We start from the raw sequence: 18,638 nt of genomic DNA on the forward strand, positions 1-18,638 counted from the left end.
TTGTAAGGAGAACTGAGATGGCACGCGTCAAGCGCTCAGTCAATGCACAGAAGAAGCGCCGTCAGACACTCGAGCGCGCTGCGGGCTACCGCGGTCAGCGTTCGCGCCTCTACCGCAAGGCCAAGGAGCAGGTCACCCACTCGCTGGTCTACAGCTACCGTGACCGCAAGGCCAAGAAGGGCGACTTCCGTCGTCTCTGGATCCAGCGCATCAACGCTGCGGTCCGCGCCGAGGGCATGACCTACAACCGCTTCATCCAGGGCCTCAAGGCTGCTGGTGTCGAGGTCGACCGCAAGATCCTGGCCGAGCTGGCCGTCAACGAGCCCGCCGCGTTCTCGGCGCTCGTGCAGACCGCGAAGGACAACCTTCCGGCCGACGTCAACGCTCCGAAGACCGAGTCGTCGAAGGATGGCGCCGCGGCCTGACCGCGGTTCCCCTCACGCAGTGGCGAGCACTCCTGGTGACTTCACCGTCCGTTCCGGACGCGTGAAGCACGCCAGGAGGCTCGCCACTCGTGCGTTCCGGGCCGACCAGCGCGAGTTCCTCGCCGAGGGACCCCAGGCCGTGCGCGAGGCGCTGGCCTCGGCGGGCACGACGCTCGAGGTCTTCGCGACCGCGTCGGCCACCGATCACCACGCCGATCTCGTCGCAGCTGCCACGGCCGCACAGGTGCACTGGCACGTCGTCACCGACGACGTCGTCGAGGCCATAGCCGACACCGTCCAGCCGCAGGGCGTCGTGGCCCGGTGCGCCATGCTCGACCGCCCTCTCGAGGTCCTGCTCGACCGCGACCCGACCTTCGTCGTCGTCTGTGCCGACATCCGCGACCCGGGCAACGCCGGGGCCGTGATCCGTTGCGCCGACGCCGCGGGCGCGGACGGCGTGGTCCTGGTCGGCGACAGCGTCGACCCCTACAACCCCAAGTCGGTGCGGGCGACGGTGGGCAGCCTGTTCCACCTGCCGCTGGTCATCGAACGCGACACCACCGCGGCGCTCCGTGCGCTGCAGGACGCCGGCCTGCAGGTGCTGGCGGCCGACGGCGGGGGAGAGGTGGGCCTGTTCGACCCCGTGCTCGACCTCGCGGCGCCCACGGCCTGGCTGATGGGCAACGAGGCATGGGGGCTGCCCGCCGAGACCCGTCAGCTGGCCGATGCCGTCGTCTCGGTGCCCATCTTCGGGCAGGCGGAGAGCCTCAACCTGGCCACCGCTGCGGCCGTGTGTCTCTACGCGACGGCGCGGGCCCGTCTCACTGGGTGAGTCCTGCGACACGTCCGAGTCGTCGCATCTAGTCCATTGGTACTAGATTCAACCGTCATGGACTACGACGACTACCCGGACGGCGTCATCATCGCCGGTCCCGACGGTCTCGTCGAGTACGTCAATCCGCGCATCAAGGTCATGGCGCGGGCCGAGGGCGACGAGATGATCGGCATGCACCTGTCCGACGCGGTGCCGTTCGACGACCTCAACGGCAACTCCTGGTACGACTGCTGCCTGCCCTACGACGGCCTCAACATCCGCAGCCGGATCTCCGAGGCGTCGTGGTGGTCGCCCAAGGGCAGCGAGTACCTCATCACGGCCAGCCTGGTCCGGTCGCGTCGCTCCGGACCGGTCGAGCGGGTCGTCGTCAGCGTCCGCAACGCGCGCATCCGCAACCAGGCCGACCGCGAGCGGTCCGACCTGGTGGCCACCGTGGCGCACGAGCTGCGGTCGCCGCTGACCGGCATCAAGGGGTTCACGTCGACGCTCCTGACCAAGTGGGACAAGTTCTCCGAGGAGCAGCGCCAGCTGATGCTCGAGACGGTCGACGCCGACGCCGACCGCCTGAGCCGACTGATCACCGAGCTGCTCGACGCCGCTCGCATCGACGCCGGCCGGCTCACGCTCAAGCGCGGCCCGGTCAAGCTCGACGAGGTCGTGCGGCACGTGCTCACCAGCGTCTCGGGCGGGTCGACCGAACCGTTCGAGGTCAGCATCAAGGACGACCTCGACCTCATCTGGGGCGACAGCGACCGCATCCACCAGGTCGTGACCAACCTCGTCGAGAACGCGCTGCGGCACGGCTTCGGTCTCAAGGAGATCGTCGTGCAGAACACGCAGCACCCCGACTACCAGGGCGGGGTGTCGCTGCAGGTGCACGACAACGGTCCGGGCATCCCCGAGGAGATGCGGCAGCGGGTCTTCAGCCGCTTCTGGCGCTCGGGTCCGGGAGCCGGCAGTGGACTCGGCATGTACATCGTGCGCGGCATCGTCGAGGAGCACGGAGGAGCCATCGACATCCAGGACGCCGAGGGCGGCGGGGCCCAGATCCGGGTGTGGTTCCCGATCAACGAGCCCGACTCGATGACCGACTGATTCGCCCGATCCACGACCGATAAACTCAGACCACGGCTGTCCAGCCCACCCACCTGCGTTCTCCGGAAGGTCCTCATGTCCGCGCCCAACTCCTCGTACGACCCGGTGGAGGTCACTCCTTTGCACGCCGATGAGGTCGAGCGCATGCGGGACGAGGCCCTGGCAGCGATCGCCGCCGCCGTCACGCTCGACGACCTCGCGCAGGTCCGCATCGACCACGTGGGCGACCGCTCACCGATCGCCCTGGCCAACCGCGAGATCGGCGCCCTGCCGCCGCAGGCTCGCAAGGAGGCGGGCCAGCGCGTGGGCCAGGCGCGTGGCGCCATCAACCAGGCCCTCGCTGCCCAGTCCGCCGAGGTCGAGGCGGCCGCCGAGGAGCAGGCGCTGGTGACCGAGGCCGTCGACGTCACGCTGCCGTGGGACGTCGCGCCCGTCGGAGCCCGGCACCCCGTCACCACGTTGTCGGAGCACATCGCCGACGTGTTCGTCTCGATGGGCTGGGAGATCGCCGAGGGCCCCGAGGTCGAGGCCGAATGGCTCAACTTCGACGCGCTCAACCTGGGTCCGGACCACCCGGCCCGCACGATGCAGGACACGTTCTGGGTCACGCCCGAGAAGGCGGCCATGGTGCTGCGCACCCACACGTCGCCCGTGCAGGCGCGGACGATGCTCACCCGCAAGCCCCCGATCTACATCGCCTGCCCCGGTCGCGTGTTCCGCACCGACGAGCTCGACGCCACCCACTCGCCGGTCTTCCACCAGGTCGAGGGCCTCGCGATCGACGAGGGTCTGTCGATGGCCCACCTCAAGGGAACGCTCGACCACTTCGCCCAGGCGATCTACGGCGACGGCATGACGACGCGCTTTCGGCCGTCGTACTTCCCGTTCACCGAGCCGAGCGCCGAGATGGACCTGCTCTGCTACGTCTGCCACAACGAGCCCGACGCGGTCGCCGACTGCCGCACCTGCAAGGGCGAGGGCTGGGTCGAGTGGGGCGGGTGCGGCGTCGTCAACCCGCGCGTGCTGATCGCCTGCGGCGTCGACCCCGAGCGCTACTCGGGCTTCGCCTTCGGCATCGGCATCGACCGCACCATCACGTCCCGCTACGACATCGCTGACCTGCGCGACCTGTTCGACGGCGACATCCGTTTCACCGAGCCCTTTGGAGTCGAGCTGTGAAGGTCCCTGTCACCTGGCTGCGTGAGTACGTCGACCTGCCAGAGGATCTCTCGACCGTCGACCTGGCTGGCCGCCTCACCGAGTTCGACCTCAAGCTCGAGGAGATCGCCTCGTCCGGCATCAGCGGCCCGCTGGTGGTCGGCCGCGTGCTCAGCCTCGTCAAGGAGGAGCAGAAGAACGGCAAGACGATCAACTGGTGCCGGGTCGACGTCGGCGCACACAACGACGCGTCCGTGCCCGACGCGCCGGGCGACGACGTGCCGTCGCGCGGCATCATCTGCGGCGCGCACAACTTCGTCGAGGGCGACCTCGTGGTCGTCTCCCTGCCCGGCACGGTGCTGCCGGCGCTGGCCCATGTCATCCCGGGTGGCGAGATCAGCGCGCGCAAGACCTACGGGCACGTGTCGGACGGCATGATCTGCTCGTCCGCCGAGCTCGACCTGCCGGGCGACGCCAGCGGCATCATCGTCCTCGAGCCCGGTTCGGCCGAGCCGGGCGACGACGCGATCGCGCTCCTGGGGCTGGGTGAGGAGGTTCTCGACCTCGAGGTCAACCCCGACCGCGCCTACGCGCTGTCGCTGCGCGGCGTGGCCCGTGACGCGGCGATCGCGACCGGCGCGCCGTTCCACGACCCGGCCGACCTCGAGGCGGTGACGGTCGCGACCGACGGTCCCGGCGCCTACCGTGTCGAGGTGCAGGACCCGACCGCCTGCCCGGTCTTCGCTGCCCTGACCGTCACCGGCATCGATCCGACCCGCACCACGCCGGCATGGCTCGCGCAACGCATCGAGCTGGCGGGCATGCGGTCGATCTCGCTGGCGGTCGACGTCACCAACTACGTCATGCTCGAGCTCGGCTTCCCGATCCACGGCTACGACCGCTCCCTGCTCAAGGGTCCGCTGGTCGTCCGTCGCGCGACTCCGGGGGAGCAGCTCACGACGCTCGACGGCACCACCCGCACGCTCACCGAGTCCGACACGCTCGTCACCGACGACCGTGGCCCGGTGGGGCTCGGCGGCATCATGGGCGGCGAGGAGGTCGAGATGACCCCGTCCACGACCGACGTCGTCGTCGAGGCCGCCGTCTGGTCCGCCCCGATGATCGCGCGCACGGCCCGGACGCAGAAGCTGTCGTCCGAGGCCGCCAAGCGCAACGAGCGAGGGGTCGACCCCACGCTGCCGGCGCGGGCGGTCCGCCGCGTGGCCGACCTGCTCGTCGAGCACGGTGGGGGCACGCTCGAGGACGGTCTGACCCTGATCGGTGAGGCCCCGGTGCTGCCCGACGTGACGCTGCACGCCGACCTGCCCGCCCGGGTCACCGGCGTCGACATCGACACCGTCGCGGCTGTGGAGGCCCTCGAGGCCAACGGCTGCGAGGTCGCGGTCGACCACACGTGGCTGACGGTCACGCCGCCGCCGTGGCGTCCCGACCTCACCGACCCCTACGACATCGTCGAGGAGGTGCTGCGCGTCGTCGGCTACGACCAGGTGCCGTCGGTGCTGCCGACCGCCCCGGCCGGCCGCGGCCTCACGACCTCGCAGAAGCTGCGCCGCCGGGTCGGCAACGTCCTCGCGGGCGAGGGGCTCGTCGAGGTCAAGACGTTCCCGTTCGCCGGTGAGGCCGACTGGGACCGGATGGGCCTGCCCGCTGACGACGTCCGGCGCCGCCAGGTCATGCTCGAGAACCCGCTGTCGGCGGAGGACCCGGGCATGACCACGACGCTGCTCTCGGGCCTGCTGCGCAGCCTCGTGCTCAACATCGGTCGCGGTCACAGCCACGTGCACATCACCGAGACCGGTCGCGTGTTCCTGCCCCAGGCTGGTGAGGCCGAGGCACCGATCTACGGAGTCGACCGTCGCCCGAGCGACGACGAGCTCGCGGCCCTCTCGGCTGCGCTGCCCGACCAGCCGTTCCACGTCGGCGTGGTCATGAGCGGCGAGCGGGTCCGTTCGGGCTGGGCCGGCAAGGGACGTCCGGTGCAGTGGGCCGACGCCATCGCGATCGTCCGCCACCTCGCAGCGGTGCTGCACGTCGACCTCGAGGTGCGGCAGGCGCAGCAGGCACCCTGGCACCCCGGCCGCTGCGCGGCGTTCGTCCTCGACGGTGCCGTGATCGGGCACGCCGGCGAGCTGCACCCGCGGGTGCTCAAGGCGTACGGGCTGCCCGCCCGGGTCGTCGCGGCCGAGGTCGATCTCGACGCGATGATCGAGGCGTCACCGCAGATCGGTCCGCGGCCTGACTTCTCGACGTTCCCGGTGGCCAAGGAGGACCTCGCGCTCGTCGTCGACCTCACGGTGGCGGCGGGCGATCTCGAGGCGGCACTGGCCGGTTCCGGCCCGCTGGTCGAGTCGGCCCGACTCTTCGACGCCTACGTCGGCGAGCAGGTGCCCGAGGGCAAGAAGTCGTTGGCGTTCGCGCTGCGTCTGCGTGCCCCCGATCGCACGCTGACCGACGACGACATCAAGGCCGCTCGCGAGGCAGCGGTCGCAGCGGCCCACGAGGCCACCGGCGCCACCCTCCGCCACTGACGCTGACGAGACCGTTACCGCCCCCTGACGAGACCGTTCCCGCCCCTTCGCGAGACCGTTGCCGCCCTGGATGGGGGCGACAAAGGTCTCCTCGAGGGGCCGGAAAGGTCTCGTCAGCGTGTGGGGGTCAGAACTGGACGGCGGGGGGCGTCTCCTGGCCCTCCGGGGCGTTGTAGAACTCGCGGGCGTGGACGCCGGCGATGCCGGTGAACAGCAGCCACGGGATCGTGCGGACGATGCTGTTGAGCGACGCGACCGCGTCGTTGTAGTACTGGCGGGCGAACGAGATCTTGTCCTCGGTCTCGGCGAGCTCGGTCTGCAGCTGCAGGAACCCGGCGGACGCCTTGAGGTCGGGGTAGGCCTCGGCGACCGCGAGGACGTCGATGATGGCCTTGTCGAGGACCTGCTGAGCCTCGGCCTTCTCCGCGACGGTGCCGTCGGCAGCAGCAGACTTCGCGCCGGCACGCGCGGCCGTCACGGCCTCGAAGACGCCCTTCTCGTGCTGGGCGTAGCCCTTGACGGTGTTGACCAGGTTGGGGATCAGGTCGGCGCGCCGGGTCAGCTGGACGTCGATGCCGCCCAGCGCCTCCTGCGCCCCGATGTCGAGGCGGCGCAGCTTGTTGAAGGCGTAGGCAGTGAACAGCAGCAGCACGACGATGATGCCGATGATGGTCAGAAGGACGGCCATGGATGTCTCCTTGTTGCAGGGGTTGGGTTCGTGCGGGTCACCAGGAACCGCCTCCGCCGCCGCCTCCACCGCCACCGCCGCCTCCACCGCCGCCCCCTCCACCGGAGGAGGACGACGACTGGGTCGCGGTGTAGGCGCTGATCGAGGAGGCCAGCGAGGACTCGAATCCGGAGTAGGCGTCGTTGCTGCCGAAGAAGCCGGTGGACGCCCCGGACGAGGCTCCGCCGCCATACCAGACCGGGACGGGCGCGGGGGAGCCCGTGGTCATCTCGTACTTCTTGGCCCAACGGTCGGCACAGTCGAAGGCGACGGCGAAGGGGATGAATGCGGTGTAGAGGTCTGTGCGGCCGCTGAAGTCGAACCGGTCCTTGGCGGAGTCGGTCGAGAGCATGCGCTCGAAGCCGCCGGACAGCGACCACAGCTCGCGCCCCAGCGGGGTGCGACGCTTGCCCACGCCGGAGGTGAACAGCCCCGCCCCGCCGAACGCGATGCCGGCCAGCGGCAGCAGGTAGGCCGACACCGGCGGGTGCAGGAAGATGCCGAAGCCCAGCAGCGCGACGGCCGCCAGCGCCGTGAGGGCCCGGGCGACCGACTCCGACGACACGGCGCGCTGGGCGCCGATGCCAGAGGCCCACGCACTGGTCTGCTCGGGGATCGCGTCACGGACCGACTGCAGCGTCTGGCCCGACGAGACCGAGTCCTTGCTGGACTTGAAGTGCGAGCCGGGCGTCGTGACCCCGAGGCTGGTGCCGACGAATCGGGTCACGTCGTCGGTCTTCGCCCAGGCGTCCGCGTTGCCGACCCCGGTGATGGTCCACGACTTGCCGCCGTTGTCGGTGAGCGTCGTCAGCCCCTGCTCGGCCTGGTAGAGCAGGGTCGCGACGAGGCTGCGGTGGGGTGTCGTCTCGGTCGTGAGGTAGGCCGTCTGGACCGGACCGAGCCCCGGCGGCGGCTCGTACGTGACGGGGTAGCCGGGCTTCTGCTCGCGGGAGCGACGATCGAGCACGTACGCGATCGCGCCGAGCACCACCGTGATCGCGAGGATCGCGAGCAGACCGCCGAACGACCGTCCCAGGGCGCGGTCGAGCTGCGCGGGCCAGGGGACGGTGACGCGGTCGGGCGTCGCGACGGGCAGCCCGATGCGGACCGTGACGGGGGTCCGCGGAGCGAGGGCACCGGTCGAGACCGTGACGGTGTCGGTACCACCTCCGGCGATGTCGCACGTCCCGGTGCCGTCGAACGTCGAGGTGCACTGCACCTTGCCCGACTTCTCGGGCAGCGTGAGGCGGATCGTGGTCTTGTCGATCGCCATGTCCCAGCCCTGCGGCACGACGTTCCAGTAGAACACCGACTGGGCGGGCTGCTCGTCGGTCCAGCTGGAGGAGCCGAACGTGCCTCCACCGACCGTGGTGGGGGAGAGCGCGCCGTCGATCGTGTAGCTGATCGTGTAGGTGTGGGTGCCGGACGAGACGTACGAGTCGGGGTCGCCGATCTTCGCGACCCGGATGGTGCGGCCCTTCTTCCACTGCAGCTCGAACGGCACGTCGCCGCCGTCGAGCTCGACCTTGATGTCCTCCGGCACCAGCCGGACGCTGTCGTCGGACGGGTCGGTGAGGTCCCAGAAGCGGAAGATGCCGTGGCGCCCGGAGGGGAACTCCGTCGTCAGGGTCTCCTTCGCCGCGAGGGTGCCGTCGGCGCTGAGGATGTAGTCGACCTGGTAGTCGGAGATCCGCACCGGGTCGGGGCCGCTGGTCTGGTCGGTGGGGATCGAGGACGCGAGAGCCGGGATGAACAGCAGACCTGCCGCGATGATCAGCACGAGAACGCGCAGGAAGGTCCGCATCATGGCTGCATCCTAGGGGCATGGACGTGTGCCGAGGGCACGTTCGGCTCCACCCGGTGATGCAAGGTCTTGCAGAGGTGTGCAAGAATGTGAACATGTCCAAAGTTCTGACCAGCCTTCCGACCGGCGAGCGCGTCGGCATCGCCTTCTCCGGGGGCCTCGACACCTCGGTCGCCGTCGCGTGGATGCGCGACAAGGGCGCCGTCCCCTGCACCTACACCGCCGACATCGGCCAGTACGACGAGCCCGACATCTCCGGCATCCCGGGTCGCGCGATGGAGTACGGCGCGGAGCTCGCGCGGTCGATCGACTGCAAGCGTCCCCTCGTCGACGAGGGCCTCGCTGCGCTGGCGTGCGGAGCGTTCCACATCCGCTCCGGCGGCCGCACCTACTTCAACACCACGCCGCTCGGCCGGGCCGTCACCGGCACGCTCCTCGTGCGGGCCATGCACGAGGACGGCGTCGACATCTGGGGCGACGGCTCGACGTTCAAGGGCAACGACATCGAGCGCTTCTACCGCTACGGCCTGCTGGCCAACCCCGAGCTGCGGATCTACAAGCCCTGGCTCGACGCGGCGTTCGTCGCCGAGCTCGGCGGCCGCACCGAGATGAGCCAGTGGCTGACCGACCGCAACCTGCCCTATCGCGACAGCCAGGAGAAGGCCTACTCGACCGACGCCAACATCTGGGGCGCGACGCACGAGGCCAAGACGCTCGAGCACCTCGACACCTCGCTGGAGTCGGTCGACCCGATCATGGGCGTCAAGTTCTGGGACCCCGCCGTCGAGATCGAGACGGAGGACGTCACCGTGTCGTTCGAGGCCGGACGTCCCGTGGCCATCAACGGCGCACGGTTCGACGGCGACCCGGTCGCGCTCGTGCACGAGGCGAACGTCATCGGCGGCCGCCACGGCCTGGGCATGTCCGACCAGATCGAGAACCGCATCATCGAGGCCAAGAGCCGGGGCATCTACGAGGCTCCCGGCATGGCCCTGCTGCACATCGCCTACGAGCGGCTGGTCAACGCGATCCACAACGAGGACACGATCGCCAACTTCCACCAGCACGGTCGTCGCCTCGGCCGGCTGATGTACGAGGGACGCTGGCTCGACCCGCAGGCGATGATGCTGCGCGAGTCGGTCGAGCGCTGGATCGCGTCGGTCGTCAGCGGCGAGGTGACGCTGCGGCTGCGCCGCGGTGAGGACTACTCGATCCTCGACACGCAGGGCTCGAACTTCTCCTACCACCCGGAGAAGCTCTCGATGGAGCGCACCGAGAACGCCGCGTTCGGCCCCACCGACCGCATCGGACAGCTCACGATGCGCAACCTCGACATCGCCGACTCCCGCGCGATGCTCGAGCAGTACGCCGCCCAGCCGCTCGACCAGGGCCAGGTGCTGGTCGAGAACGGCACGCTCTTCGGCGAGCTGCCCGCGGGCGGCGCGACCCGGATCGAGGCCAACCCCGGCCTCGCCGGCGCCGACGAGCAGGCGCTCGACGCCGCCGCGATGGAGTTCGGCACCGACTGAGGGCTGCGCGCCCCCAGACCACACTTCTGCAAAGGTGGAGAGATGACCACGATCACCGTCGCCGTCGCCGGCGCGAGCGGGTATGCAGGTGGAGAGGTGCTGCGGCTGCTGCTGTCGCACCCGGACGTCGAGATCGGCGCCCTGACCGCCGCGTCCAGCGCGGGCACCGCGCTGGGCGGGCACCACCCGCACCTCGTCCCGCTCGCCGACCGCATCCTGCAACCCACGACCACCGAGACCCTGTCGGGCCACGACGTGGTGTTCCTCGGCCTGCCTCACGGCGAGTCGGGGGCCGTCGCCGCCCAGCTGGGCGACGACGCCCTCGTCATCGACCTGGGTGCCGACTTCCGCCTGCAGTCGGCTGACGACTGGACCGAGTTCTACGGCGGTGAGCACGCGGGCACCTGGCCCTACGGCATGCCGGAGCTGTTCGTCGGCGCGGGACGTCAGCGCGACGCCCTGGCCGGGGTCAACCGCATCGCGGTGCCCGGGTGCAACGTCACGGCCATCACGCTGGGCATCCAGCCGGCCGTCGCGGCCGGGATCGTCGACGCCACCGACCTCGTCGCGGTGCTCGCCAACGGCTACTCCGGTGCCGGCAAGGCACCCAAGGCCAACCTGATGGCGTCCGAGGGACTCGGCGCGGCCTCGCCCTACGGCGTCGGCGGCACCCACCGCCACGTGCCGGAGATCATGCAGAACCTGCGGCTGGCCGGCGCCGACGAGGTGACGATCTCGTTCACCCCGACACTGGTGCCCATGGCCCGCGGCATCCTCGCCACGACGACGGCCCGCATCAAGGACGGCGTCGACCTCGCCACGGTCCGCTCGACGTACGAGGCGGCCTACGGCGACGAGCCGTTCATCCACCTGCTGCCCGAGGGCCAGTGGCCGACCACGGCTGCGACGCTCGGCGCCAACACCGCCCAGCTGCAGCTCGCGATCGACGCCCGGGCTCGCCGTCTGGTGGTCGTCTCCGCGATCGACAACCTCGTCAAGGGCACCGCCGGCGGTGCCATCCAGTCCATGAACCTCGCCCTGGGTCTCGCTGAGACCACGGGGCTCTCGACCATCGGAGTTGCCCCCTAATGAGCGTCACAGCAGCCCAGGGATTCACCGCGCACGGCGTGGCCGCGGGCCTGAAGTCGACCGGCGCGCCCGACGTCGCCGTGGTCGTCAACCAGGGACCGTCGAAGGCCGCCGCCGCGGTCTTCACCACCAACCGGTGCAAGGCCAACCCCGTTCTCTGGAGCGAGCAGGCCATCGCGAGCGGCACGGCGGTCGCCGTCGCGATCAACTCCGGCGGCGCCAACTGCTACACCGGTGCCGAGGGCTTCCAGACGACCCACCAGACCGCCGAGGCCGTGGCCGGCCAGCTCGGCGTCGGCGCAGTCGACGTCCAGGTCTGCTCGACCGGACTGATCGGGCTGCTCAACGACCGCGAGGCGCTGCTGTCGGGCGTCCGTGCGGCCGTCGAGGGGCAGAGTGCCGACGGCGGTCACACGGCTGCGACCGCGATCATGACGACCGACACCGTCGCCAAGGAGTCGGTCGCCCAGGGTGAGGGGTTCACCGTCGGCGGCATGGCCAAGGGCGCCGGCATGCTGGCCCCCGCGCTGGCCACGATGCTCGTCGTCATCACGACCGACGCCGACGTCGACTCGGCCACCGTCGACGCCGCGCTGCGTTCGGCCACGGCCCAGACCTTCGACCGGCTCGACTCCGACGGGTGCCAGTCGACCAACGACACGGTGCTGCTGATGGCGTCCGGCGCGTCGGGCACGACACCTGACGCCGCGGCCTTCACCGACGCGGTCACGGCGGTCTGCCGCGACCTCGCGATGCAGCTGCTCGCCGACGCCGAGGGCGCCGACCACGAGATCGCGATCGAGGTGGTCAACGCGGCCAGCGTCGACGACGCCCTCGAGGTCGGACGCTCGGTGGCCCGCAGCAACCTGTTCAAGTGCGCGATCTTCGGCAAGGACCCCAACTGGGGGCGCATCCTCGCCTCGGTCGGCACGACCCAGGCGGCGTTTGACCCGGCCGACCTCGACGTCGCGCTCAACGGCGTCTGGGTCTGTCGCAACAGCGGGCCGGGGGAGTCGGCCGACTCCATCGACCTGGAGGCCCGCGCGGTCTCCGTCACGATCGACCTCAAGTCCGGCGACCAGTCGGGCACCATCTGGACCAACGACCTGACGCAGGCCTACGTCCACGAGAACTCGGCGTACTCATCATGACCCCTGACTTCGACGCACCCGACCACGAGTGGCACCCCGACGACTGGAAGAAGGCGACGGCCAAGGCCGCGACCCTCGCCCACGCGCTGCCCTGGCTGAAGAAGTACCACGGCAAGGTCATCGTGGTGAAGTACGGCGGCAACGCCATGACCGACGAGACCCTCAAGCGGGCGTTCGCCGAGGACATCGTCTTCCTGCGCCTCGCCGGCTTCAAGCCGGTCGTCGTCCACGGCGGCGGACCGCAGATCAGCAAGATGCTCGACAAGCTCGGCATCGAGTCGGAGTTCCGCGGCGGACTGCGGGTCACGACGCCCGAGACGATGGACGTCGTCCGCATGGTGCTGACCGGGCAGGTCGGACGTGAGCTGGTCGGGCTGCTCAACCAGCACGGCGACCTCGCAGTCGGTCTCTCCGGCGAGGACGGTGGCCTGTTCACCGCCCAGAAGACGATGCCCGTCATCGACGGGGTCGAGACCGACATCGGTCTGGTCGGCGAGGTCGTGGGCGTCCGCCCCGAGGCGGTCCAGGACCTCATCGAGGCCGGACGCATCCCGGTCGTGTCGACCGTCGCGCCCGATGCCAGCGGGCAGGTCCACAACGTCAACGCCGACACCGCTGCGGCGGCTCTGGCCGTCGCTCTCGGCGCCGAGAAGCTGCTCGTGCTGACCGACGTCGAGGGGCTGTACGCCGACTGGCCCCACAGCACCGACGTCATCGGCGAGATCGGCCCCGAGGCGCTCGCCGAGCTGATCCCCGACCTGTCGACCGGCATGATCCCCAAGATGGCGGCCTGCCTGAAGGCCGTCGAGGAGGGCGTCAAGCGCGCCACCGTCATCGACGGTCGCGAGCCGCACGCGGTCCTGCTCGAGATCTTCACCGACGAGGGCGTCGGCACCCAGGTGGTCCCGGGGGCGCAGACCCGCATCCGGACCGCGCTCTACTCGACCAGCGTCGACAAGGACAAGCCATGACCGTCTGGACGAAGCGCTACGAGGGCGCCGTCATGAACACCTTCGGCACGCCGGCGCGGATGCTCGTGCGCGGCGAGGGTGCCTATGTCTGGGACGCCGAGGGCACGCGCTACCTCGACCTGCTCGCCGGCATCGCCGTCAACGCGCTGGGCCACGGCCATCCCGCGATCATCGCCGCCGTGACCGAGCAGCTCTCGACGCTCGGCCACACGTCCAACCTGTTCGCGACCGAGCCGCAGATCGCGCTGGCGGAGAAGCTCACGAGCCTGGTCGGTCACGACAGCCGGGTGTTCTTCACCAACTCCGGCACCGAGGCCAACGAGGCCGCGTTCAAGGTGACCCGCCGCACCGGGCGCACCAAGATCATCGTGGCCGAGGGGGCGTTCCACGGCCGCACGATGGGTGCGCTGGCGCTGACGTCCAAGGAGGCCTACCGGGCCCCGTTCGAGCCGCTGCCCGGCGACGTCCACTGGGTGCCGTACGGCGACACCGCCGCGCTGGAGGCGGCCGTCGACGAGACCGTCGCCGCCGTCCTGCTCGAGCCCATCCAGGGCGAGGCCGGGGTCGTCGTCCCTCCGGACGGCTACCTGCAGGCCGCACGCGACATCACGACCCGTCACGGCGCCCTGCTGTGGCTCGACGAGGTGCAGTCGGGCATGGGCCGCACCGGCGCGTGGTTCGCCCACACCGAGTCGGGCATCGTGCCCGACCTCATGACCCTGGCCAAGGGCCTGGGCGGTGGCATCCCGATCGGCGCGTGCATCGCGATCGGCGACGCCGCGACCCTGCTGCAGCCGGGCAACCACGGCACCACGTTCGGCGGCAACGCCGTCGCCACGGCTGCCGCGCTCGCGGTCATCGAGACGATCGAGACCGACCAGCTGCTTGACCACGTCACCACGGTCGGTGACCAGATCAGGCGCGGGCTCGGCGACCACCCGCTCGTCGCCGACGTCACCGGGCGTGGCCTGCTGGTCGGGATCGTGCTGCACCAGCCGCTCGCGGCCGAGGCACAGAAGGCGGCCCTCGCGGCCGGGCTGATCCTCAACAACGCCACCCCGGAGCGCCTGCGCCTGGCACCGCCGCTGATCCTCAGCGAGGACCAGGCCGCCGACGCGGTCACCGCCATCCGTGCCGTCCTCGACGAGGTCAGCGCATGAGCGGCGTGCGCAGCTTCCTGCGCGACGACGACCTGACCCCGGCTGAGCAGGCCGAGGTCCTGGCACTGGCCGCCGAGATCAAGGCCGCCCCCTACGCGCGCAAGCCGCTGGCCGGCCCGCAGACCGTCGCGGTGATCTTCGACAAGGCCTCGACGCGCACGCGGGTGTCGTTCAGCGTCGGCATCGCCGACCTCGGCGGCAACCCGCTGGTCCTCGACTCCGCCGTGACCCAGGGCGGACGCGGCGAGTCGTCGGCCGACACCGCGAAGGTCCTCGGCCGCATGACCAGCGCGATCGTCTGGCGCACCTACGCACAGGCGGGGCTCGAGGAGATGGCCGCCCACGCCGGCGTGCCGATCATCAACGCGCTCAGCGACGACTTCCACCCCTGCCAGATCCTGGCCGACTGGCAGACCGTCATCGAGCACAAGGGCCGCCTCGCCGGCCTGACCGTCGCCTACCTCGGTGACGGTGCCAACAACATGGGGCACTCCTACCTGCTCGGCGGCGCCACCGCGGGCATGCACGTGCGCATCGGCGCCCCGGCCGGCTACCAGCCGTCCGCCCGGATCGTCGGCGACGCTGCCGCGATCGCCGAGGGCACCGGAGGCTCGGTCGTCGTCACCGACGATCCTGCCGAGGCTCTCGCAGGTGCCGACGTCGTCATCACCGACACCTGGGTCTCGATGGGGCAGGAGGCCGAGAAGGAGGCGCGCCTGCAGCTGTTCGGCGACTACTCGATCACCTCCGACACGCTCGCTCTGGCGGCGCCCGACGCGATCGTGCTGCACTGCCTGCCGGCCTACCGCGGCCTCGAGATCTCCTCGGAGGTGCTCGACGGGCCGCAGAGCGTCGTGTGGGACGAGGCGGAGAACCGGCTGCACGCCCAGAAGGCGCTGATGGTCTGGCTCCTGGAGAAGTCGCAGAGCCCCTCATGAGCGAGGTCACCCGATGAGCACCGCGGACACCAAGACCGCGCGGCAGCAGCTGATCGTCGAGCTGCTGACCCGCCATGCGGTGCGGTCGCAGGGCGAGCTCGTCGACCTGCTGCAGACGCAGGGCGTCGTGGCGACCCCGTCGACCGTCTCGCGCGACCTGGTCGAGCTCGACGCGGTGCGCGTGCGGCACGGCAGCAGCGGCCTGGTCTACGCGGTCCCCGCGGAGGGCGGCGACCGTACGCCGCGGCCCGGCACCGGCAGCTCGGCCGCCCACGCCCGACTGGTGCGCGTCGCCCGCGAGGTGCTCGTGACGGCGGAGGCCTCGGCCAACCTCGTCGTGCTGCGCACGCCGCCCGGGGCAGCCCAGTACCTCGCCTCGGCCATCGACCACACGGCACCGCAGGACGTCATCGGCACGATCGCCGGCGACGACACCGTGATGATGATCTGCCGCGACCCCGACGGCGGTGACGCCGTCGCCCGACGCTTCATGGACCTCGCCGGTCCGACCCCGAAGGAGAACCCGTGACCGACCCCACGTCCCCCGAGAGCACCGCCCTCTGGGGAGGCCGCTTCGCCTCCGGCCCCTCGCCGGAGCTCGTCGAGCTGTCGCGCTCCACCCACTTCGACTGGCGCCTCGCGCCGTACGACCTCGCTGGCTCCAAGGCTCACGCCTTCGTCCTGCAGGCCGCCGGCCTGCTGAGCCGCGACGACTGCACCGCCCTCATCGCCGGCATCGACGCCCTGGCAGCCGACGTCGAGTCGGGGGAGTTCGTGGCCCAGCCCGGCGACGAGGACGTGCACACGGCCCTCGAGCGCGGTCTGCTGGAGCGCCTCGGGCCCGACCTGGGCGGACGCCTGCGGGCCGGCCGCTCGCGCAACGACCAGATCGCCACGCTGTTCAAGATGTACCTGCGCGACCACGGCCGCCGCATCTCGACGCTCGTCACGCAGCTCGTGGAGGCGCTGGCCGCCCAGGCCGAGGCGCACCTCGGCGTGGCCATGCCGGGACGCACCCACCTGCAGCACGCCCAGCCCGTGCTGCTGTCGCACCACCTGCTGGCGCACGCGTGGCCGCTCGTGCGCGACCTGGAGCGGCTCGCCGACTGGGACGCCCGGGTCGCGGCCGACTCGCCCTACGGGTCCGGCGCCCTGGCCGGCTCCTCGCTCGGGCTGGACCCGGAGAAGGTCGCCGCCGACCTCGGCTTCACCGGCTCGACGGCCAACTCGATCGACGGGACCGCGGCGCGCGACTTCGTGGCCGAGTTCGCGTTCGTGACCGCGCAGATCGGGATCGACGTCTCGCGGCTCGCCGAGGAGATCATCATCTGGAACACCAAGGAGTTCGACTTCGTCACGCTGCACGACGGCTACTCCACGGGATCCAGCATCATGCCGCAGAAGAAGAACCCCGACATCGCCGAGCTGGCCCGCGGCAAGTCCGGCCGGCTCATCGGCAACCTCACGGGCCTCCTGGCGACGCTGAAGGGCCTCCCGCTGGCCTACAACCGTGACCTGCAGGAGGACAAGGAGCCGGTCTTCGACTCGATCGACACCCTCGAGGTGCTGCTCCCGGCGTTCACCGGCATGGTCGCCACGCTGACCTTCAACACCGAGCGGATGCAGGCGCTGGCGCCGCAGGGCTTCGCGCTCGCGACCGACATCGCCGAGTGGCTCGTCCGCGAGGGTGTTGCGTTCCGCGACGCCCACGAGCTCTCCGGCGCCTGCGTCCAGGCGTGCGAGCAGCGCGGCATCGAGCTGTGGGACCTGTCCGACGACGACTTCGCGGCGATCTCCCCGGCGCTCACGCCCGGTGTCAGGGACGTGCTGACGGTGGAGGGCTCGCTCGCGTCGCGTGACTCGCGCGGCGGGACGGCGCAGGTGCGCGTCGGCGAGCAGCTCGCCGAGCTGCGGGCACGGCTGGCCTGAGGCTCACCACCGGTCGCCGACGCGCCGAGGATCGGTAGGGTCTGACCATGCGATCTCGTCTCCTGGCCGCGTCGGCGTCCGTGATCCTGGTGTCCCTGCTGACGGCGTGCGGGGGGTCCGAGGACCCCGCAGACGGCGCCGCCGCCGCGGGGGAGTGCTCGTACGTCAAGGAGGGCGAGGCCGCCAAGCAGGCCGACCTGCCCCCGAGCGACCCGACGAGCGTCGACTCGCTCACGATCTCGACCAACCGCGGCGACATCGTGGCCACGCTTGACCCGAAGGCCGCCCCCTGCGCCGTCAGCTCGTTCGTGTCACTGGCCGAGCAGGGCTACTTCGACGACACCACATGCCACCGGCTCGTGGTCGACTTCGTGCTGCAGTGCGGTGATCCGTCGGCCAGCGGCACGGGTGGTCCCGGATACTCGTTCGCCGACGAGCTGACCGGTGACGAGACCTATCCGCCGGGCACCCTCGCGATGGCCAACTCCGGCCCCGACACCAACGGCTCGCAGTTCTTCATCGTGCTCGAGGGATCGGGCCTCACCCCCGACTACACCGTGTTCGGCTCGGTCGACGACGCTGGCCTCAAGGTCGTCCAGGACATCTCCGCCGACGGCAACGGCCCCGACGGTGTCGCCCCCGCCGAGGACGTCGTCATCGAGTCGGTCTCCTGAGCGACGTCGTCGAGCGGGCCCTCAGCCTGCTCGGGCGGACGCTGCACGGCCACGGAGCCGCCGTCCGCATCACTGAGGTGGAGGCATACGGGGGCGTCAACGACCCGGCGTCGCACGCGTTCACCCGGACGCCGCGCAGCGAGATCATGTACGGCCCGCCGTGGCGGCTCTACGTCTACCGGTCCTACGGGATGCACGTGTGTGCCAACGTCGTGACCGGTCCGACCGAGACCGCCTCGGCGGTGCTGATCCGGGCCGGTGAGGTGGTCGAGGGCCTCGACGTCGCCCGCGGGCGGCGGCCCGGGGTGTCGGACGTCCGGCTGGCCCGGGGCCCCGGCAACCTCGCACGAGCCCTGGGGCTGTCGCTCGACGACCTGGGCACCGAGCTGCTGACGGCCGACGGCGTCCGTCTGGGCGATGCGCCGAAGCAGCCGCCCGAGACCAGCGCAGGACCTCGCGTCGGAGTGTCGAAGGCGGCCGACGTGCCGTGGCGGTTCTGGGTCACGGCAGACCCGACCGTGTCGGCCTATCGCCGCAGCCCCCGCGCCTGACCGAGCCCACCCCGACCGGGCGCGGTGCTTCCTCCACCGTCTGGGCGGCTTCT

17 protein-coding genes are annotated in these 18,638 nt (G+C 70.9%); 15 read left to right on the forward strand and 2 right to left on the reverse strand.

All coding sequences use genetic code 11. The features are described 5' to 3' along the window. Positions 1 to 17: 17 nt before the first annotated feature. The 5 genes from rplT (at position 18) to pheT (ending at position 6,062) form a co-directional block, all read left to right on the forward strand. Positions 18 to 425 carry a 50S ribosomal protein L20 gene (gene rplT / locus HQK15_RS12230; protein WP_173491728.1) on the forward strand — a complete coding sequence of 136 codons (408 nt, stop codon included), beginning with the start codon at positions 18 to 20 and terminating at the stop codon, positions 423 to 425. Positions 426 to 444: 19 nt separating this feature from the next. Next, entirely contained in the window at positions 445 to 1,257 is an 813-nt protein-coding gene (locus HQK15_RS12235; protein WP_367649152.1) for a TrmH family RNA methyltransferase, read from the forward strand. 57 nt (positions 1,258 to 1,314) lie between these two features. Beyond that, positions 1,315 to 2,355: an ATP-binding protein gene (locus tag HQK15_RS12240; RefSeq protein ID WP_173491730.1), complete on the forward strand. Its 1,041-nt coding sequence runs from the start codon at positions 1,315 to 1,317 to the stop codon at positions 2,353 to 2,355. Positions 2,356 to 2,430: 75 nt separating this feature from the next. Beyond that, positions 2,431 to 3,534, forward strand: coding sequence for a phenylalanine--tRNA ligase subunit alpha (gene pheS / locus HQK15_RS12245; RefSeq protein WP_173491731.1), 1,104 nt, complete (start codon positions 2,431 to 2,433; stop codon positions 3,532 to 3,534). Beyond that, the gene (pheT, locus tag HQK15_RS12250; protein ID WP_173491732.1) at positions 3,531 to 6,062 is read left to right on the forward strand and encodes a phenylalanine--tRNA ligase subunit beta; all 2,532 of its coding nucleotides are present in this window, start codon (positions 3,531 to 3,533) and stop codon (positions 6,060 to 6,062) included. The genes pheS and pheT overlap by 4 nt, the downstream gene beginning before the upstream one ends. A 127-nt stretch (positions 6,063 to 6,189) precedes the next feature. On the opposite strand, the gene HQK15_RS12255 is transcribed toward pheT, so the two are convergent. Both HQK15_RS12255 and HQK15_RS12260 read right to left on the reverse strand, forming a co-directional pair. Further along, entirely contained in the window at positions 6,190 to 6,750 is a 561-nt protein-coding gene (locus HQK15_RS12255) for a LemA family protein (RefSeq protein WP_173491733.1), read from the reverse strand. A gap of 37 nt (positions 6,751 to 6,787) precedes the next feature. Then, positions 6,788 to 8,596, reverse strand: a complete 1,809-nt coding sequence (locus HQK15_RS12260; protein ID WP_217361605.1) for a DUF2207 domain-containing protein — start codon at positions 8,594 to 8,596, stop codon at positions 6,788 to 6,790. A 92-nt stretch (positions 8,597 to 8,688) separates the two neighbouring features. On the opposite strand from HQK15_RS12260, the gene argG reads away from it, so the two are divergent. Genes argG through HQK15_RS12310 form a run of 10 tightly spaced genes read left to right on the forward strand, consistent with a single transcriptional unit; the run spans position 8,689 to position 18,585 of the window. Then, entirely contained in the window at positions 8,689 to 10,122 is a 1,434-nt protein-coding gene (argG, locus tag HQK15_RS12265; protein WP_173491734.1) for an argininosuccinate synthase, read from the forward strand. Between the two features lie 42 nt (positions 10,123 to 10,164). After that, on the forward strand, positions 10,165 to 11,211 hold the full coding sequence (argC, locus tag HQK15_RS12270; RefSeq protein ID WP_173491735.1) for an N-acetyl-gamma-glutamyl-phosphate reductase: 1,047 nt from the start codon (positions 10,165 to 10,167) through the stop codon (positions 11,209 to 11,211). Further along, positions 11,211 to 12,362 carry a bifunctional glutamate N-acetyltransferase/amino-acid acetyltransferase ArgJ gene (argJ, locus tag HQK15_RS12275; protein WP_173491736.1) on the forward strand — a complete coding sequence of 384 codons (1,152 nt, stop codon included), beginning with the start codon at positions 11,211 to 11,213 and terminating at the stop codon, positions 12,360 to 12,362. The genes argC and argJ overlap by 1 nt, the downstream gene beginning before the upstream one ends. Further along, on the forward strand, positions 12,359 to 13,333 hold the full coding sequence (gene argB, locus HQK15_RS12280; protein WP_173491737.1) for an acetylglutamate kinase: 975 nt from the start codon (positions 12,359 to 12,361) through the stop codon (positions 13,331 to 13,333). Before argJ ends, argB begins: the two co-directional genes overlap by 4 nt. Next, complete coding sequence (locus tag HQK15_RS12285) at positions 13,330 to 14,493, forward strand: acetylornithine transaminase (protein WP_173491738.1); 1,164 nt, start codon at positions 13,330 to 13,332, stop codon at positions 14,491 to 14,493. Before argB ends, HQK15_RS12285 begins: the two co-directional genes overlap by 4 nt. Beyond that, positions 14,490 to 15,431, forward strand: coding sequence for an ornithine carbamoyltransferase (gene argF / locus HQK15_RS12290; RefSeq protein WP_173491739.1), 942 nt, complete (start codon positions 14,490 to 14,492; stop codon positions 15,429 to 15,431). Before HQK15_RS12285 ends, argF begins: the two co-directional genes overlap by 4 nt. Before the next feature lie 13 nt (positions 15,432 to 15,444). After that, positions 15,445 to 15,960 (forward strand): arginine repressor, encoded by a 516-nt coding sequence (locus tag HQK15_RS12295; RefSeq protein ID WP_173491740.1) that lies wholly within the window; start codon positions 15,445 to 15,447, stop codon positions 15,958 to 15,960. Then, a complete protein-coding gene (argH, locus tag HQK15_RS12300) occupies positions 15,957 to 17,360 on the forward strand; it encodes an argininosuccinate lyase (protein ID WP_173491741.1) in 1,404 nt (467 codons plus the stop codon). The genes HQK15_RS12295 and argH overlap by 4 nt, the downstream gene beginning before the upstream one ends. Positions 17,361 to 17,407: 47 nt before the next feature. Then, positions 17,408 to 18,034: a peptidylprolyl isomerase gene (locus HQK15_RS12305; protein WP_173491742.1), complete on the forward strand. Its 627-nt coding sequence runs from the start codon at positions 17,408 to 17,410 to the stop codon at positions 18,032 to 18,034. Beyond that, on the forward strand, positions 18,031 to 18,585 hold the full coding sequence (locus HQK15_RS12310) for a DNA-3-methyladenine glycosylase (RefSeq protein WP_173491802.1): 555 nt from the start codon (positions 18,031 to 18,033) through the stop codon (positions 18,583 to 18,585). The genes HQK15_RS12305 and HQK15_RS12310 overlap by 4 nt, the downstream gene beginning before the upstream one ends. The last annotated feature ends 53 nt before the right edge of the window (positions 18,586 to 18,638 follow it).

Source organism: Aeromicrobium stalagmiti (genome assembly GCF_013283745.1).
GTDB lineage: Bacteria > Actinomycetota > Actinomycetes > Propionibacteriales > Nocardioidaceae > Aeromicrobium > Aeromicrobium stalagmiti.

What these genes read in the sequence shown, in the direction of transcription:
- pheS (WP_173491731.1), top strand. Translation starts at nt 2,431, where the DNA reads ATGTCCGCGCCCAACTCCTCGTACGACCCGGTGGAGGTCACTCCTTTG.
- HQK15_RS12240 (WP_173491730.1), top strand. Translation starts at nt 1,315, where the DNA reads ATGGACTACGACGACTACCCGGACGGCGTCATCATCGCCGGTCCCGAC.
- HQK15_RS12295 (WP_173491740.1), top strand. Translation starts at nt 15,445, where the DNA reads ATGAGCACCGCGGACACCAAGACCGCGCGGCAGCAGCTGATCGTCGAG.
- HQK15_RS12255 (WP_173491733.1), bottom strand. Translation starts at nt 6,750, where the DNA reads ATGGCCGTCCTTCTGACCATCATCGGCATCATCGTCGTGCTGCTGCTG.
- argC (WP_173491735.1), top strand. Translation starts at nt 10,165, where the DNA reads ATGACCACGATCACCGTCGCCGTCGCCGGCGCGAGCGGGTATGCAGGT.
- HQK15_RS12285 (WP_173491738.1), top strand. Translation starts at nt 13,330, where the DNA reads ATGACCGTCTGGACGAAGCGCTACGAGGGCGCCGTCATGAACACCTTC.
- argG (WP_173491734.1), top strand. Translation starts at nt 8,689, where the DNA reads ATGTCCAAAGTTCTGACCAGCCTTCCGACCGGCGAGCGCGTCGGCATC.
- HQK15_RS12305 (WP_173491742.1), top strand. Translation starts at nt 17,408, where the DNA reads ATGCGATCTCGTCTCCTGGCCGCGTCGGCGTCCGTGATCCTGGTGTCC.
- rplT (WP_173491728.1), top strand. Translation starts at nt 18, where the DNA reads ATGGCACGCGTCAAGCGCTCAGTCAATGCACAGAAGAAGCGCCGTCAG.
- argJ (WP_173491736.1), top strand. Translation starts at nt 11,211, where the DNA reads ATGAGCGTCACAGCAGCCCAGGGATTCACCGCGCACGGCGTGGCCGCG.
- HQK15_RS12260 (WP_217361605.1), bottom strand. Translation starts at nt 8,596, where the DNA reads ATGATGCGGACCTTCCTGCGCGTTCTCGTGCTGATCATCGCGGCAGGT.
- argB (WP_173491737.1), top strand. Translation starts at nt 12,359, where the DNA reads ATGACCCCTGACTTCGACGCACCCGACCACGAGTGGCACCCCGACGAC.
- argF (WP_173491739.1), top strand. Translation starts at nt 14,490, where the DNA reads ATGAGCGGCGTGCGCAGCTTCCTGCGCGACGACGACCTGACCCCGGCT.